The sequence below is a fragment of the Micromonospora sp. CCTCC AA 2012012 genome (genome assembly GCF_040499845.1).
GTDB classification, from domain to species: Bacteria; Actinomycetota; Actinomycetes; order Mycobacteriales; family Micromonosporaceae; genus Micromonospora; species Micromonospora mangrovi.
The window spans coordinates 3,956,277-3,970,536 of the sequence record NZ_CP159342.1 but is presented as its reverse complement, the minus strand read 5'-3'; the positions used below and the strand labels follow the sequence as shown (position 1 = coordinate 3,970,536).

Genomic DNA, 14,260 nt, shown 5'->3' with positions numbered 1-14,260 from the left:
ACCATGATCACGATGGCGGACGACGAGATGGCCCCGGTGCTGGACCGGCGGGTGTTCCTGCACCTGGCGACCTGGCTGGGGCAGTGGCCGGCCGGTCCCGGGCTGCACGTGGTCGGTTCGCACCGCCGCGCGCGGCCGGCCTGGGACGGTCGGCTCCGCCCGGCCGTCGCGGTCGTCGCCCCGGGGTGCGCCCTCCTCTCCGTGCCGCCCGACCGGGTGGCGGCGGTGCGGGCCCGGGCCGTCGACCGGTCGATCGAGCGGCTGCTGCCCGACCTGCCGGCGCTGGTCGGGTTGCCCGACTGGCCCACCAACCGGGCGGTCTACCGGTGGAGCGCCGCCCCGGCCCCGCTGCCCGACGCCGGGGAGTGGATCGCGCCCACCACGCCCGGGCTCCCGGCCTGGCTGGGCCTCTTCGACCGGCCGGTGCTGGTGGCCCGCGACGCCGACGGCGGCTATCTGGCGGGCGTGGGCGTCAAGCGGCACGACGTGCACGGGCACGAGTTGACGGTCGGCACGGCCGAGGCGGCCCGGGGGCGGGGACTCGCCCGGCGGCTGGTCGCCCAGGCGGCCCGGCGGGTGCTCGACGAGGGGGCGATCCCCACCTACCGGCACGATCCCGACAACACCGCGTCGGCGCGGGTCGCCGAGGCCGCCGGCTTCCCGGACCGCGGCTGGCGGTCGTACGGGGTCGACCCGCCCTGAGCCGGCCCGGTTTGGGTGAGCGGCGCCACTGGGTAGGGGTGGCCGCATGGCTGAGCAGCACGTACCCGCACCGTCGCCCCGCGTGCCCGCCGATCCGCCGGGCGCGGACCCGGTCGTCGAGCCGACGCGTCGGCGGGACCGGACCCGCTACCTCTATCTGGCGGTGATCCTGGCCGTGCTGGCCGGCATCGCCGTCGGCCTGCTCTTCCCCGACTTCGGTGAGTCGCTGAAGCCGCTCGGCACGGGCTTCGTCAACCTGATCAAGATGATGATCGGGCCGGTCATCTTCTGCACGATCGTGTTGGGCGTCGGCTCGGTACGCAAGGCCGCCCAGGTCGGCAAGGTCGGCGGCCTGGCGCTGGGCTACTTCCTCACCATGTCGACGGTGGCGCTGGCGATCGGTCTGGTGGTGGGCAACCTGATCCACCCCGGGGCGGGGCTGCACCTGAACGAGGCGCTGGCCGGGGCGGGCCAGAAGGCCGCGAGCGGCGAGTCCGAGGGGACCGTCGACTTCGTGCTCGGCATCATCCCGACCACGCTCTTCTCGGCGCTCACCCAGGGTGACGTGCTCCAGGCGCTGCTGGTCGCCCTGCTGGTCGGCTTCGCCGTGCAGAGCCTGGGCCGGCGGGGCGAGCCGGTGATCAACGCGATCGCGGCGTTGCAGCGGGTGGTCTTCAAGGTGCTGGCGATGATCATGTGGTTGGCCCCGATCGGCGCGTTCGGGGCGATCGCCGCCGTGGTCGGCGCGACCGGTGTGGACGCGCTGAAGAGCCTGGCCCAGATCATGCTCGGCTTCTACGCCACCTGCGCGATCTTCGTCTTCCTGGTGCTCGGCGCGCTGCTCTGGCTGGTGGCCCGGATCTCGATCTTCAAGCTGCTGGCCTACCTGGGGCGGGAGTTCCTGCTGATCCTGTCGACCTCGTCGTCGGAGTCGGCGCTGCCCCGGCTGATCGCCAAGATGGAGCACGTCGGCGTCGCCCGGCCGGTCGTCGGGATCACCGTGCCGACCGGTTACTCCTTCAACCTCGACGGCACGGCGATCTATCTGACCATGGCGTCGCTCTTCATCGCCGAGGCGATGGGCAAGCCGCTCGCCGTCGGCGAGCAGATCTCGCTGCTGCTGTTCATGGTGATCGCCTCCAAGGGCGCGGCCGGGGTGACCGGTGCCGGCCTGGCGACCCTGGCCGGCGGCCTCCAGTCGCACCGGCCGGACCTGGTGGACGGGGTGGGCCTGATCGTCGGCATCGACCGGTTCATGTCCGAGGCGCGGGCGCTGACCAACTTCGCCGGCAACGCCGTCGCCACAGTGCTCGTCGGCACCTGGACCGGTCAGTTCGACCGGGAGCGGGCGCTGGCGGTGCTGCGCGGCGACGACCCGTTCGACGAGGTCACCATGCTCGACGACGAGCACGGGCCCGGGGTGCCGGCCGACGGCACCGAGGCGGACGCCCGGGCCGCGGACCCGGTGCTGCCCGCCCCGCGGTGAGCCGCCGGGGTCGACGACGGCGGTCGGGTCAGTGCCGCAGGGTGCGGATCAGGTCGAGCGCCTGCCGGGTGACCGGCCGCAGCACCCGCAGCCGGGACAGCCCGACCAGCCGGTCGATCAGCGGGACCACGCCGTCGATGAGTCGCCGGGTCTTCGCCTGCTCCGGCGAGCGGTCGTGCACCCAGTACAGGACGATCCCCAGGTAGGCGAGCCAGAGCAGGTCCGGCAGCTCCGGGCGCAGCTCGGGGTCGACCCGTGCGGTGGAGCCCTCCAGCACCTCGCGGAAGAGCGCGATCGACGCGTCCCGGGCCGCCGAGGACTCCGCCGAGAAGGGGCTCAGCGGCGACGTCGGCTCGGCCGCGGTCTTGAAGAAGGTCGCCGCGAAGGCGTGGTACGGCGTGAGCACGTCCACCCCGGCGTGCAGCACCCCGCCGAGTCGGGCGGCGAAGTCGCGCTCCCGGTCGAGCACCGGCCGGGCGGCGGCCCGGTGCTCGACCTGGGTGCCGGTGTAGAACTCCTGGATCAGGTGGTCCTTGGAGCCGAAGTAGTAGTAGGCGTTGCCCACCGCCACGCCCGCCTCCTGGGCGATCCCGCGCATCGTGGTCCGGGCGTAGCCGCGTTCGCGGAACAGCCGCATCGCGGTGTCCAGGATGAGCTGCCGGGTCTGCTCACCACGGGGGGTCGCCGGTTCTCCGGTGGTCGGGGAGTCCGCAGCGGTCGTCGGCGCAGTCTGCTCGGTCATCGTCGTCACCGTATCCCGGGTCGGGCCGTGGTTCCCGGACCAGCTCCCGTACCGAGGAGGCGGTGGTCACCACCCGCCGGGCCAGCGGCAGCAGGTGCGGGCGGGACAGGCGTTCGGCGGTCCCGCGGTGGTCGGCCAGCGCCCAGAGGCAGGCGAACCAGGCGCCGTCCCCGGCGTAGACCGCGCCGGTGTCGGCGACCACGGTCAGGTCCCGCAGCGTCGCGTCGTGGTCGAGGCCGGGGAAGCGCCGCCGGGCCTCCGCCGACCCGGCCGGCACGAACTCCAGGGGTACGAGCTGGGCGCGCGACGCCAGCCAGCGTCGGGCGGCCCGGCACACCGGGCAGTACGCGTCGTAGAGGACGGTGAACCAGCGGACCCCACCGGCCCCGTGCCCGGTGGGGTCCGCCGGCTCGTTCCTCCCGCCCCCGGTGGGAGCGGTCATCGCGCCGGCACGGGCGGGGTGGGCCCGGCCTGCGCCCCGACGGGCTGGGCCGGGCGGGCCTCGGGCGCTACCTGCAGGTGGGCCACCGGTGCGATCGGCGGGTGGGTGCTGGTCGCGCGGAGCCGACCCCGCCGGTAGCGCCCGAGGGCGAAGACGTTGAAGAAGTGCAGGGCGCCGAGCACCAGCAGCACGGCGCCGATCTTCAGGGACAGCTCCTCCATCGCCTGACTGGCGCCGAGCACCGGGTCGGCGTGCTTCATGGCCACCGTCACATAGCCGAGGTTGAGCAGGTAGAAGCCGACCACGAGGAGGCTGTTCACCGCGTTGGCCAGCCGCTCGTCGGCGAAGACGTCGGCCAGGAAGACCAGGCCGTTGCGGGCGAGCGCCCGCGCCACCCACACGGTCAGGCCGATGCTTATCGCCAGATAGACCAGGTACATCCAGACCTTGACGTCCATCCCGTCGCTCCCCTTGAACACGTTCAAATACCGTCGGGACTCACTGTAGGACGAAACTTGAACGCGTTCAATAGCGGGGTCGCCGGTCCGTCCGTGGTGGGCCGGGGTGGTGGCCCGGTATGGTCGCCCTCGGCAGTGGACGGGGGTCGGTTCCGGGCAGGGGGGGACATGCACATCGGCACGCGGGACACCGGGCCCGGTCAGCTGACGGTCGCCCCGACCGGTGAGATCGACATGGCCAGCGCGGCGCGGCTCGACCAGACCCTGGACGAGGTGCTCCGCCGGGCCGGTGTGGTGGAGATCGTCGTCGACCTCACCGACGTCCCCTACCTGGACTCCACCGGCGTCGGCTCGCTGCTGCGCGGAGCCGCCGAGGCGGTCGGCCGGGGCGCCACCCTCCGGGTGACCAACGCCCGGCCGGTGGTCGCGCGGGTCCTGCGGATCACCGCCGTGGACGGCCTGCTCGGCCTCACCGACGGCGACGGTCGGTCCACCGTCCAGCCGGGCTGGCGCCGGCTCAGCTGACCCGGCTCACCCGACCCAGGGCCCCCGCCCGACCACTCCACCCCCGTCGTCGTCCCGCCGTCGGCCCCGGTCGGACCGGTTCAGTCGGCGAGACCCAGGACCTGCGCCGCCGCGCGGCCGTTGGCGTGGCTGGCGCCGTACGTGGTGACGAAGGCGCGGACCCCGGTCGGTCGCCAGCTGCCCGGCCAGCCCATCTCGACCACCGTCACCGGGTGCGCGGCGGCCAGCGCGTCGACCAGCGCCGGCCCGCCCGGCAGCCGGTGCAGGTGCCGGCCGACCAGCACGATCGGGCGTACCCCGGCGAGCCGGCGCAGCTGCGCGGCGTCGGTCTCGCCGGCCACCACCCGGACCTCCTCGGCGCCGACGAGGTGCGGGCCCAGCCCCCACGGCACCCGCCCCTGCGCGATGGTGGAGGCGGCGTGCAGCTGCACGACCAGCGGCGCGACCAGCCCGGCGAGGTCGCCCTCGACGCGGACCGCGCGCCGGGCGGCGGCGTAGCCGAGCCCGTCCACGGCGGGGGTCGGCGGGCCGACGGGGCCCGACGAGGCGGCCAGGGCGGCGGCGCGCCCGGCGGCCTCCTCCACCCGGGCCCGGTCCAGCCGGCCGTCGCCGAGCGCGCCGACGATCTCGGCGGCGACCCGTTCGACCAGCTCGGCGTCGACCTGCGCGCCGATGCAGAGCAGGTCCGCCCCGGCGGCCAGGGCGCGGACGGCGGCCGGTCCGACCCCACCGGCGGCGAGCGCGGCGCCCTTCATCTCCAGCGCGTCGGTGATCACCGTGCCGGTGAAGCCGTACTCGGCGCGCAGCAGGTCGACCAGGACGGCCCGGCTGAAGGTGGCGGGACCGTCGCCGGTCAGCGCCGGCACCCGGATGTGCGCGGTCATGATCGCCCGGACCCCGGCGTCGATCACCGCGGCGAAGGGCGGCAGGTCCCGCTCGCGCAGCACGGCGGGGGAGACGTCGACGGTGGGCAGCTCGTGGTGGGAGTCGGCGACGGTCGCGCCGTGGCCAGGGAAGTGCTTCGCGCAGGCGGCGACCCCGGTCGCCTGGAGGCCGGCCACGGCGGCGGCCGAGTGCACCGCCACCCGGAGCGGGTCGGCGCCGAACGAACGGGTGCCGATGACCGGATTCTCGTCGGCGGTGTTGACGTCCACCGTCGGCGCCAGGTCGACCGTGATGCCGAGGGCGGCCAACTCCCCGCCGATCGCCGCGTAGACCTCGCGGGTCAGTGCCGGGTCGTCGATCGCGCCGAGCGCCGCGTTGCCCGGGTACGGGCTGCCGGTGGCGTGCGCCAGCCGGGTCACGTCGCCGCCCTCCTCGTCGATCGCCACGATCGCGTCGGCCCGCCCGGTACGCAGCGCGGCGGTGCTCGCCGCCAGCTGGGCGGGGTCGTGGACGTTGGTGCCGAAGAGGGTGTGCCCGGCGAGCCCGTCGGCCAGCAGCCGCACCGCCCACTCGGGCGGCACCGGCCCCGGGTACGCGGCGAGCAGCGTGCCGAGCGCGAGCCGACGCAGTCCTGGATCCAGCCCCACGTGATCTCCCCTTCCGGTGCCGGACGGCACGAGTGTCGCACCGGAGGCGGCCGTCCCGGGTGGTGTCGCTGACGGGTCGTCCGAGGGCTCCGGTTCCGGGCGGCCGATACGCTTACGGACACCCGTTCTGCAGGTCGTTTGTGATTAACAAGGTTTACTGAAAATAGAGGACGTGGCATGAGTGCGACCCGGCTGCCCGGCACCCCCCGCCTGTTGCGGGCGCTCAACGACCGCGCGGCGCTGGAGCTGCTCCTCGAACAGGGTCCCCTCACCCGGGCCCGGCTCGGCGAGCTGACCGGGCTGTCCAAGGTCACCGCCAGCCAGCTGGTGGAGCGGCTGGAGGAGCGCGGCCTGGTCACCCGGGTTGGCGAGCAGGCCGGTGGGCGGGGCCCGAACGCCCAGCTCTACGCCGTCCGGCCGGGCAGCGCCCACGTCGTCGGGGTGGACGTCGGCGCGGACCGGGTGGTGGCGGCGTGCGCCGACATCACCGGCGCGGTGATCGGCCGGGTGGAGCAGTCCACCCGGGACACCGACGACCCGGTGGGCGTGGTGCACAACGCCGTGGTCCGGGCGGTGAGCAGCGCCGGCGCGGAGCTGTCGAGCGTACGGCGGATCGTGCTGGGCACCCCCGGCCTGGTCGACCCGGGCACCGGCGACATCACCTTCGCCTTCAACCTGCCGCGCTGGCACAGCGGCCTGCTCGCGGCGCTCCGCGACGACCTGCACACCCCGGTGGTCTTCGAGAACGACGTCAACCTCGCCGCGGTCGCCGAGGCGCAGTCCGGCGCCGCGCAGGGGCTGGGCGACTTCGTGCTGGTCTGGGTGGGTGCGGGCGTCGGCCTGGCGATCGTGCTCGGCGGTCGGCTGCACCACGGCAGCACCGGGGCGGCCGGCGAGATCGGCTACCTGCCGGTGCCCGGCGTGCCCATTCCGCGGGACGTCGCCAAGCGGGCCAAGCCGGCCTTCCAGCAGCTCGCCGGCGGGGACGCGGTACGCGCGGTCGCCGCCGAGCACGGCTTCGCCGCGGACACCGCCGCGGATGCGGTGCGCGCCGCCATCGCCGCCGGCACCGCCGGCGGGCCCCTGCTGGACGAGCTGGCCCGGCGGCTGGCCCTCGGGGTGGCCAGCACCTGCGTGGTGCTGGACCCGCCGCTGGTGGTGCTCGCCGGTGAGGTGGGTCAGGCGGGCGGCGCGGCGCTGGCCGAGCGGGTGCAGCACGAGGTCGCCGCGATCACGCTGGTCCGGCCCCGGGTGGTGCCGACCGGGCTGACCGAGGAGCCGATCCTGCGCGGCGCGCTGCGTACCGCGTTGGACGCCGTCCGGGACGAGCTGTTCGGGTCGACGGTCGGCTGACCGGGCGGGGACCCCGCCGGCCGTCGTCGCCCGCGCCGCCGCCATGTGAAGGAATTCTTCACGAGGTGGGTCGCCCTTGCAAGGAGTTGCCGGAAACGGGTACGGCCCCCGTCGCCGCCGCAGCGCCGGACGGGGGCCGTACGCCGGGCCTCAGATCAGGTCGCGGCGACGGAACGTGGTGAACGCGGCCACCACCAGCACCGCCGTCAGGCCGAGCAGCACCGCCAGCCCCGGCGCCCAGGTCAGCGTGTAGAGGCCCTCACAGAAGTCGCTCACCCCGCCGCGGCAGGCGTGCCGGTCGACGAACCGCACCTCCCCGCTCAGCCAGGCACCGACATAGCTGGAGAGCATCCACTGGTCCGGTCGGGCCGTGTCGAGGATCTGGAACACCAGCCGCGCCCCCAGTTCCCACACCACCAGGTACGCCGCCACGGTGCCCAGCGCCGCCGAGGTGTGCCGGCCCAGCGTGGCGATCGCGAAGCCCACCGCCGCCGCCAGCAGCACCAGGACCAACCCCCGCCCGTACGTCCCGCCCAGCGACCGCCAGAAGTCCCCGTCCAGCCGCCCCGGCAGCCCCGTCGTCTGCGCGATCAGCCAGAACACCGTCAGGAACGCCGCCGCCGCCAGCGCGGCGAAGACCAGCAGCGCACCGAGCAGGGTGCCCAGCTTCGCCCCGAGCACCGCCAGCCGGCGCGGTCGCCAGAGCAGCAGGTTGACCACACCGCCGGAGTTCAGGTCGGCGCCGACGTACGAGGCGCCGACCAGGAACCCGAAGAGCACCAGGAAGGCGATGACGAAGTAGAGCAGCGGCCGGGCCTGGTTGGCGAAGACGAGGACCCCGTTGAGGTAGTCGGACATCACCGGCAGGTGGTCCATCAGGGCCGGGTCGATCTCGCTGCAGTCGGCGGGCAGGTAGTCGCCCTCCTCCGGCGCGAGCGTGCCGGCCTTCACCCGGAGGCACTTGTCGTGCGCCGCCTCCATGTTGGCGACCTGTTCGCTGGCCGCGGCGCGGGCCCGGTCCAGCTCCCCGGTCGACGGCCGGTGCGACCCGGCCAGCGTGGTCGCCGCGGTCACCGCGAAGGCGACCAGCAGCAGCACCACCATCAACTGCACGAAGCGGCGCGCGGTCAGCCGCTCCAGCTCGGCACGGACCAGGTTCACGCCTGCACCTCCCGGGTCTCGTCGGCGCGCACGTCGAGGTCGATGACCGCGTCCCGCGGTGCGGCGTCCGGCAGCACCGAGCCGTCCACCTGCCGGGGCACCGTCGGGTGTGGCGTGGTGCCGGTCAGCTCCAGGAAGACGCTCTCCAGGTCGGGCCGGAGCGGGACCAGCTCGCGTACCCAGATCCCCTGCTCGCCCAGCGTGCGGGTGATCAGCTCCGGCTCGTCCACCCCGCCGACCACCAGCTGGTCGTCGTGCTCGGTGACCGCCAGTCCGCCGGCCCGCAGCAGCTGCGCCGCGCGCTCCGGGTCGGCCACCCGGACCGCGAACTCGTGCTGGTCGAAACCGGCCAGCACCTCGTCCACCCGACCGGCGGCCACCCGGCGGCCCCGCGAGATGATCGTGACGTGGTCGCAGATCAGCTGGATCTCGGCCAGGATGTGGCTGGAGAGCAGCACCGTGACGCCGGCCGCGGAGAGCGACCGCATCAGGTCGCGCATCTCCCGGATGCCGGCCGGGTCCAGCCCGTTCGCCGGCTCGTCGAGGATCAGCAGCTCCGGGTCCTTCAGCAGCGCCGACGCCACCGCCAGCCGCTGCTTCATGCCCAGCGAATAGCCCTTGACCCGCTCGTCGCCCCGGTCGCGCAGCCCCACCTGCTCCAGCACCTCGTCGACCCGCGTGGTGGGGACGCCGCCGGCCAGGGCGAGCAGCCGCAACGTGCGGTGGGCGGTGAAGTTGCCGAAGAACTGCGGGCTCTCCACGATCGCGCCGACCCGCCCGGCCACCGCCGGCAGCTCCTGCGGCGAGCTGGCCCCGAAGACGCTCATCCGGCCGGCGTCGGCCCGGACCAGCCCGAGCAGGGCGCGCAGCGTGGTCGTCTTGCCCGAGCCGTTCGGCCCGAGGAAACCGTGGATCTGTCCGGCGTCGACCCGCAGGTCGAAACCGTCCACGGCGACCCGGTGCCCCTGCCGCACGCTGTGGAACGTCTTGCGCAGGCCGTCGATCTCGATCACCGCGCTCATCGGCGTGGCTCCTGACAGCGGTCGGGCATGAACCGTCCTCCGGGATTGGTGACGAACGACACGGCGCCCCACCCTATGGCCGCCGGGCCGCCCGTGGGGGGCACCTCGGCGCTGCGTGGTTGGATGGGCGGGTGAACGTGGACGCGGATCTGGTGGTCAGCCTCGACGGTGTCGGCGTACGCCGCTCCGGCACCGCGCTGCTGCACGACGTGGACTGGCGGGTCGAGCTGGACGAGCGCTGGGTGGTGCTCGGGCCGAACGGCGCCGGCAAGACGACCCTGCTCAACCTGGCCGCCGGGCGGCTGCACCCGACCGTCGGCACCGCGCACGTGCTCGGCGAGCGGATCGGCCGCACCGACGTCAACGAGCTGCGCACCCGGATCGGTTTCTCCACCGCCGCCCTGGCCGAACGCGTGCCGGCCGACGAGCTGGTCACCGACGTGGTGGTCACCGCCGCCTGGTCGGTGGTCGGCCGCTGGCGGGAGAGCTACGACCGCAGTGACACCGACCGGGCCCGGGCGCTGCTCGGCCAGCTCGGCATCGGGCACCTCGCCGAGCGGGCGTACGGGACGCTGTCGGAGGGGGAGCGCAAGCGGGTGCAGATCGCCCGTGCGCTGATGACCGACCCCGAGCTGCTGCTGCTCGACGAGCCGGCCGCGGGGCTCGACCTGGGCGGTCGCGAGGACCTGGTGGCCCGGCTGGCCGAGCTGGCGTACGACCCGGACGCGCCGGCGCTGGTGCTGGTCACCCACCACGTCGAGGAGATCCCGCCCGGCTTCACCCACGCGCTGCTGCTGCGCGAGGGCGGGGTGGTGGCGCAGGGCCTGCTCGCCGAGACGCTCACCGGCGACCACCTCTCGAAGACCTTCGGCCTGCCGCTGGTGGTCGAGCGGCACGGCGAGCGGTACACCGCCCGCGCCGCCTGAGCGACAGGAGACCGAGCATGCGCCAGACCCGGGTGGCCGTGGTGGGCAGCGCCAACATGGACCTGGTCGGGACGGCGCCGGCCCTGCCCCGGCCCGGGGAGACCGTGCTCGGCAGCGACTTCGTCATGCTGCCCGGCGGCAAGGGCGCCAACCAGGCCATCGCGGCGGTCCGCGCCGGGGCGTCCTGTGTCCTCCTCGGCGCGATCGGCTCGGACGCCTTCGGGGTCACCCTGAAGGCCCGGATCACCGCCGCCGGGGTGGACACCGGCCAGCTCCGGGTGGTCTACGGCCCGTCCGGGGTGGCCCTGGTCATGGTCGGGGGCGAGGGGGAGAACGCGATCCTGGTGAGCCCGGGCGCGAACGGCACCTTCACCGGGCTCACCGAGGGCGAGCTGCACGCCGTACGCGAGGCGGACGTGCTGATCTCGCAGCTGGAGGTGCCGCTGGAGACGGTGACCGAGGCGGTCGTCGCCGCCCGTGCCGCAGACACCCGGGTGGTGCTCAACGCCGCGCCGGCCCGCCCGGTGCCGGCGGAGCTGATCGCCGCGGTGGACCTGCTCGTGGTCAACGAGACCGAGGCCGTGACGCTCACCGGTCGGGGCCGCGACGACCCCCGCGCGCTGCTCGACCTGGTGCCCCGGGCGGTGCTCACCCTCGGCGGGCACGGCGCCTGGTACGTCGACCGGGACGGCGCGACGGTGCACGTGCCGCCGGTCAAGGTGGACGCCGTCGACTCCACCGCCGCCGGGGACGCCTTCACCGCCGCCCTCGCCGTCGCCTGGGGCGAGGGACGGGAGCTGATCGAGGCGGTGCACTGGGCGGCGGCGGCCGGGGCGGCCTGCGTACGCCGACTCGGCGCCTCGGTGTCGCTGCCCCGCCGGGTCGAGATCGACGAGCTGTACGCCCCACCGGCCTGACCCGCGGCGGCTGATCAGTCCTCGGTCAGCTTCTCGCCCCGACGGCGCAGCATGCCCAGCCCGGGGATGCCGGCGACGGCCAGCTTGAGGTCGCGGGTGACGTCGAGCAGATCGTGCAGGTCCGGGCCGACCCGGTCGAGGGTGGCCAGGATCGGCAGGATGTCCGCGGTGAGGTGCTCCTTGAGCTTGGGCAGCTCGTCGACGAGCCGGATGGCCGCGGTCACCTCCTCGTGGCTGAGCTGCTCGATGAACCGGGCGGCCATCGGCGCGGCCCGGCGCAGCGCCGGTTCGTACGCGGCCAGCAGTTCGGTGGCGGTGCCGGCGGCCTGCTCGGCGGCGAGCACCGTGCCGGCCGCCCGACCGGCCACCGCGTCCGCCTCGACCACCAGGGCACCGGCCGCGCCGGCCACCCGTTCGGCCTCGCCGACCACGACGGCCGCGGCGGCGGAGACCCGCTCGGCCTCGCCGACGACCACGGCGGCGGCCGTGGCGACCTCGGTCGCGGTCTCGATGGCGCCGGTGGCGGCGGCGCTGATGACGGCGACCTCGCGGACCGCGGTCTCGGCGTCGTCGAGCACCCGGTCGGTACGGTCCAGGGTGCCCTCGATCCGGTCCACCACCCCGTTGATCCGGTGCAGCAGCGTCTCCACCCCGTCGAGCACCGCGAAGGCACGGGCCGGTACGCCGGCGAACGACGCGGCCGAGCCGAACGCCTGGTCCAGGGCGGAGCGGGTGAGACCGACGACGGCGCCGGGCCGGGGGAGGGGAATCGCCATGTCACCAGTGTGCGTCGGGCCGGCCAGCGGCGCCCGGCGGCGCGGGGCGGTGCGCGTCACGTCCCGCCCCGCGCCGGAGCCTCAGCGCACGCCCTCGAAGGTGACCTGCGGGTCGTTCTGCGCCGGCGCGCCCCACACCGCGTCGTCGTACGTGGTGTCGCCGGCCAGGTAGCGCAGGAACCACTCGGTGAGCAGCCGCCGGCTCAGTGTGAGCTGGGTCGCCCGGCTGATCGAGCCGCTGTCGCAGAAGAACGACGTGCTGTCCAGGAAGCCGCAGTGGAAGCCGCCCTTGATGATCCGGAGCTGCTTGGCGGCCGGCTTCGCGGTGTAGATGGGCCGCTGGTGGTCGGCCACCGGGGCGATGCCGTCCCGGTCGCCGGCGATCAGCCGGACCGGCACGGTGAGCGTGGCGGCGGCCGTCTTCGCGGACGGGTTGGTCTCGGCGGCGGCCAGGTTCGCCACCGTGACGACCTTCGGGTTGCGGGCGGCGGCGAGGATGCTCGCGCCGCCGCCCATCGAGTGCCCGGAGAGGCCCAGCCGGTTGCCGTCGACGTGCCCGGCGAACCGCGAGCCGCTCGTGGTGTCCTGGGTGACGGTCCAGGTGAGGGCGGCGTTGAGGTCGTCGGCGAAGGCGCTGTGGTCGGGCGAGAAGCCGCCCTGGGAGGTGGGGGCGACGACGATGAAGCCCCAGGTCGCCAGGTGCGACATGGTCGACTGGTATTTCGACACGCCCTGCAGGAAGCCGTGGCCGAAGGCGATGACCGGGAACCGGCCCGCCGCCACCGGTTGGCCGCTGCCGGCGGTGCTGGCCGGGTAGTAGATCCGGGCCGAGAAGGAACGGCCCGCGGCGCTGACGGTGGTGTCCACGTAGCCGGCGGGGTGGGCGCCGGGGGCCGACGGGTCGGCGGCGACCGCGCCGGCGGGGCCGGCGGTGGTGCCGGCCGGGGCGGCCTGCGCGGATGCCGGTGGCACCAGGGCGAGCGCCGCCGCTGCCGCGACGATCAACTTCCTCAACATGACAGCCTCCCGGGATCGACGGACGTCTGTCCAATCAGGAGAGCAGAGCCGCCGGGTGCTGCCCACGTCCCGGTTCCGCCATAACCGGGGAGTTATGACCGGCTGCGAGCCACCCGGACCGCCCACCAGATCAGCGGGGCCTGCATCGGCAGCCGGCCGTAGGCGACGGCCCGCTGCGCGGGGCTCCGCCGCCGCCAGTCGTGGGCCATCTGCACATTGGCCGGCAGCACGGCGACGAAGAGGGCGGCCGCGGCCAGGGCCCCGGTCCGGCGGGTCGCCGGGCGTGCCACCGCCGCCGCCACCGCCAGCTCCGCGACCCCACTGGCGTACGTCCAGAAGCGGGCCGGACCGGGCAGCGCACGCGGCACCATCGGGTCGTAGAAGCCGGGCCGCACGAGGTGCGTGACGCCGGCGACGGCGAGCAACCCCGCCAGTGCGGTCGCCTCGCCGCGACGAGTGGTCATCGATGGTCCCCCTGTTGTTCGACGGCGCGCTGCACGGCCCGGTAGATCTGCCCGAACCGTAACGCGTCGGGGGTGCGCAGCAGCATCACCTCCTGCCCGTGGTGCTGCACCCACAGCTCGTGCACCCGGTTGCCGCGCTCGTAGGAGCGGTCGAGCCAGCTCAGCGGCACCTCCAGGAACGGGGTGAGGGCCAGGCCGACGACGACGAAGGCGGCCAGGATGATCAGCGCCAGCTTCCAGTTGCCCCGGTCCTGTGCGGCCCAGGCCAGCGAGACCACGCAGATCAGCGCGACCAGCGGCGGCAGGGACAGCAGCAGGACCAGTACGCCGCGCCCCAGCACCCGGCCCCGGACCGCCAGGGTGGTCGCGCCCCGGGCGTGCCAGACGTACGCCACGTCGGCGAGCGTGATGACGTGTCCACCCGCGTGGATCGACTCGGAGGTGACCTGTACCGCGTCGTCCCGGTAATAGAGGGTCATCACTAAGCCTAACCACCCACCGGCAACCGCCGGCCACGTCGACGCGGCGCGTCCGACCCCGCCGGCCGCCCCTCGGGTCCGCCCTCGGGTCCGGTCTCGGGTCGGCCCAAGCCGGTCCTTCCTCGGGTTCGCCCAGATCGGTCCGCCCGCGCCCGCCCGCTCGCGTCCAGCGGGCCGTCCGGTCGGGGCGCCGGGTGGTCTGCCGCGACGCTACGAACTTGATTACATTGCTGAATCACCCCGCTGGACGAACGGACG

16 protein-coding genes are annotated in these 14,260 nt (G+C 74.6%); 6 read left to right on the top strand and 10 right to left on the bottom strand.

Features of this window, described 5'->3' with window-relative positions; genetic code table 11:
* The first annotated feature begins 12 nt into the window (after positions 1-12).
* Positions 13-702, top strand: coding sequence for a GNAT family N-acetyltransferase (locus tag ABUL08_RS17340; RefSeq protein WP_377521756.1), 690 nt, complete (start codon positions 13-15; stop codon positions 700-702).
* 46 nt (positions 703-748) lie between these two features.
* Complete coding sequence (locus ABUL08_RS17335; RefSeq protein WP_350930952.1) at positions 749-2,188, top strand: cation:dicarboxylate symporter family transporter; 1,440 nt, start codon at positions 749-751, stop codon at positions 2,186-2,188.
* A gap of 28 nt (positions 2,189-2,216) precedes the next feature.
* Here the strand turns inward: ABUL08_RS17335 and ABUL08_RS17330 are convergent, their stop codons facing one another.
* From ABUL08_RS17330 to ABUL08_RS17320, 3 genes are read right to left on the bottom strand one after another with little or no spacing between them, the layout of a single operon-like run.
* Positions 2,217-2,930, bottom strand: coding sequence for a TetR family transcriptional regulator (locus ABUL08_RS17330; protein WP_350930951.1), 714 nt, complete (start codon positions 2,928-2,930; stop codon positions 2,217-2,219).
* Entirely contained in the window at positions 2,857-3,372 is a 516-nt protein-coding gene (locus ABUL08_RS17325; protein ID WP_350930950.1) for a thiol-disulfide oxidoreductase DCC family protein, read from the bottom strand. Before ABUL08_RS17325 ends, ABUL08_RS17330 begins: the two co-directional genes overlap by 74 nt.
* The gene (locus tag ABUL08_RS17320; RefSeq protein ID WP_350930949.1) at positions 3,369-3,830 is read right to left on the bottom strand and encodes a hypothetical protein; all 462 of its coding nucleotides are present in this window, start codon (positions 3,828-3,830) and stop codon (positions 3,369-3,371) included. Before ABUL08_RS17320 ends, ABUL08_RS17325 begins: the two co-directional genes overlap by 4 nt.
* A gap of 168 nt (positions 3,831-3,998) precedes the next feature.
* On the opposite strand from ABUL08_RS17320, the gene ABUL08_RS17315 reads away from it, so the two are divergent.
* Positions 3,999-4,355, top strand: coding sequence for an STAS domain-containing protein (locus ABUL08_RS17315; RefSeq protein ID WP_350930948.1), 357 nt, complete (start codon positions 3,999-4,001; stop codon positions 4,353-4,355).
* A gap of 80 nt (positions 4,356-4,435) precedes the next feature.
* Here the strand turns inward: ABUL08_RS17315 and ABUL08_RS17310 are convergent, their stop codons facing one another.
* A complete protein-coding gene (locus ABUL08_RS17310; protein WP_350930947.1) occupies positions 4,436-5,887 on the bottom strand; it encodes a glycoside hydrolase family 3 protein in 1,452 nt (483 codons plus the stop codon).
* A gap of 177 nt (positions 5,888-6,064) precedes the next feature.
* Here ABUL08_RS17310 and ABUL08_RS17305 point away from each other — a divergent pair, with 177 nt between their 5' ends.
* The gene (locus tag ABUL08_RS17305) at positions 6,065-7,240 is read left to right on the top strand and encodes an ROK family transcriptional regulator (protein WP_350930946.1); all 1,176 of its coding nucleotides are present in this window, start codon (positions 6,065-6,067) and stop codon (positions 7,238-7,240) included.
* 150 nt (positions 7,241-7,390) lie between these two features.
* Here the strand turns inward: ABUL08_RS17305 and ABUL08_RS17300 are convergent, their stop codons facing one another.
* Together ABUL08_RS17300 and ABUL08_RS17295 are read right to left on the bottom strand one after the other, a co-directional pair.
* Entirely contained in the window at positions 7,391-8,401 is a 1,011-nt protein-coding gene (locus tag ABUL08_RS17300; protein WP_350930945.1) for an ABC transporter permease subunit, read from the bottom strand.
* Positions 8,398-9,423 (bottom strand): ABC transporter ATP-binding protein, encoded by a 1,026-nt coding sequence (locus tag ABUL08_RS17295; protein WP_350930944.1) that lies wholly within the window; start codon positions 9,421-9,423, stop codon positions 8,398-8,400. The genes ABUL08_RS17300 and ABUL08_RS17295 overlap by 4 nt, the downstream gene beginning before the upstream one ends.
* A gap of 131 nt (positions 9,424-9,554) precedes the next feature.
* On the opposite strand from ABUL08_RS17295, the gene ABUL08_RS17290 reads away from it, so the two are divergent.
* Both ABUL08_RS17290 and ABUL08_RS17285 read left to right on the top strand, forming a co-directional pair.
* Positions 9,555-10,349, top strand: coding sequence for an ABC transporter ATP-binding protein (locus ABUL08_RS17290; RefSeq protein WP_350930943.1), 795 nt, complete (start codon positions 9,555-9,557; stop codon positions 10,347-10,349).
* 17 nt (positions 10,350-10,366) lie between these two features.
* Positions 10,367-11,266 carry a ribokinase gene (locus ABUL08_RS17285; protein WP_350930942.1) on the top strand — a complete coding sequence of 300 codons (900 nt, stop codon included), beginning with the start codon at positions 10,367-10,369 and terminating at the stop codon, positions 11,264-11,266.
* 14 nt (positions 11,267-11,280) lie between these two features.
* Here ABUL08_RS17285 and ABUL08_RS17280 read toward each other — a convergent pair whose 3' ends face one another.
* The 4 genes from ABUL08_RS17280 to ABUL08_RS17265 form a co-directional block, all read right to left on the bottom strand.
* Positions 11,281-12,042, bottom strand: coding sequence for a hypothetical protein (locus ABUL08_RS17280; protein ID WP_350930941.1), 762 nt, complete (start codon positions 12,040-12,042; stop codon positions 11,281-11,283).
* Positions 12,043-12,123: 81 nt separating this feature from the next.
* Positions 12,124-13,059 carry an alpha/beta hydrolase family protein gene (locus ABUL08_RS17275; RefSeq protein WP_350930940.1) on the bottom strand — a complete coding sequence of 312 codons (936 nt, stop codon included), beginning with the start codon at positions 13,057-13,059 and terminating at the stop codon, positions 12,124-12,126.
* A 92-nt stretch (positions 13,060-13,151) separates the two neighbouring features.
* Positions 13,152-13,523: a DoxX family protein gene (locus tag ABUL08_RS17270; RefSeq protein WP_350930939.1), complete on the bottom strand. Its 372-nt coding sequence runs from the start codon at positions 13,521-13,523 to the stop codon at positions 13,152-13,154.
* A complete protein-coding gene (locus tag ABUL08_RS17265) occupies positions 13,520-14,002 on the bottom strand; it encodes a DUF6232 family protein (protein WP_350930938.1) in 483 nt (160 codons plus the stop codon). Before ABUL08_RS17265 ends, ABUL08_RS17270 begins: the two co-directional genes overlap by 4 nt.
* Positions 14,003-14,260: the final 258 nt, after the last annotated feature.